We start from the raw sequence: 952 nt of genomic DNA on the forward strand, positions 1-952 counted from the left end.
GCCTGGGCCGGCGCCAGGAGGCCCTGGAGGCCACCCAACAGGCCGTCGACACCTATCGCCAGCTGGCTCAGCGCAACCCCGACGCCTTCCTACCCGACCTGGCCTCAAGCCTCAACAACCTGGGCATGATGCTCGCCAACCTGGGCCGGCGCCAGGAGGCCCTGGAGGCCACCCAACAGGCCGTGGAGATCCGACAGAAGCTGGCTCAGCGCAACCCCGACGCCTTCCTGCCCGACCTGGCCTCAAGCCTCAACAACCTGGGCATGATGCTCGCCGGCCTGGGCCGGCGCCAGGAGGCCCTGGAGGCCACCCAACAGGCCGTCGACACCTATCGCCAGCTGGCTCAGCGCAACCCCGACGCCTTCCTCCTGGCGACCAGCCTTGGCGCTCTGGGCTCTGTGCTGAGGGGACTGGAGAGGCATGGAGAGGCCGCGAAAGCCTTCGAGGAGGGGGCACGAGCGCTGGCGCCCTACTTCCAGCGCTGGCCGCAGGCGCTCGCCCCGCTCATGGCGAACCTGCTACAGGACTACGTTCGCGCGTGCGAAAGCGCAGGCAAAGCGCCGGACGAATCACTGGTCGCCCCGATCATGAAGGTCCTCGAGGACATGTCCGATTGAGGTGGCCGGCGCCTCGCAGCACCGGCCACCTCCGACCGGTAGGGGCGATTCATGAATCGCCCTACCGGTTTATTTCGACGCCAGGTGCAACGCACCTTTTCGCCGGCAGGCCCAACGTCGCCGCGCCCTATTCGCACCAACTGAACAGCATGGGCAGGCCCCCGCCTGTCGCTTTTCCCACCACAGGCGGTCGCACCTGAAAGGGGAGGTGCGGAGGGGAAGCCCCTCCGCAGAAAAACTCTTTTTCTCGCCTTTTACCTGCCCGGTTGGGGCTTTGGCCGGTGGCCTCCGGCCCCACAGGGCAGGTGAGGGACTGAAAATAGAGTTCCTCCGCC

Annotated in this window: 1 protein-coding gene; it reads left to right on the top strand. The window is 67.1% G+C overall.

The window, feature by feature from the left end; all coding sequences use genetic code 11:
* Window positions 1–617, top strand: a 617-nt coding sequence (locus GXP39_05600; GenBank protein NOZ27513.1) for a tetratricopeptide repeat protein, incomplete at its 5' end; no start/stop codon positions are given.
* Window positions 618–952: the final 335 nt, after the last annotated feature.

The sequence above is a fragment of the Chloroflexota bacterium genome (assembly GCA_013152435.1).
Lineage (GTDB): Bacteria > Chloroflexota > Anaerolineae > DUEN01 > DUEN01 > DUEN01.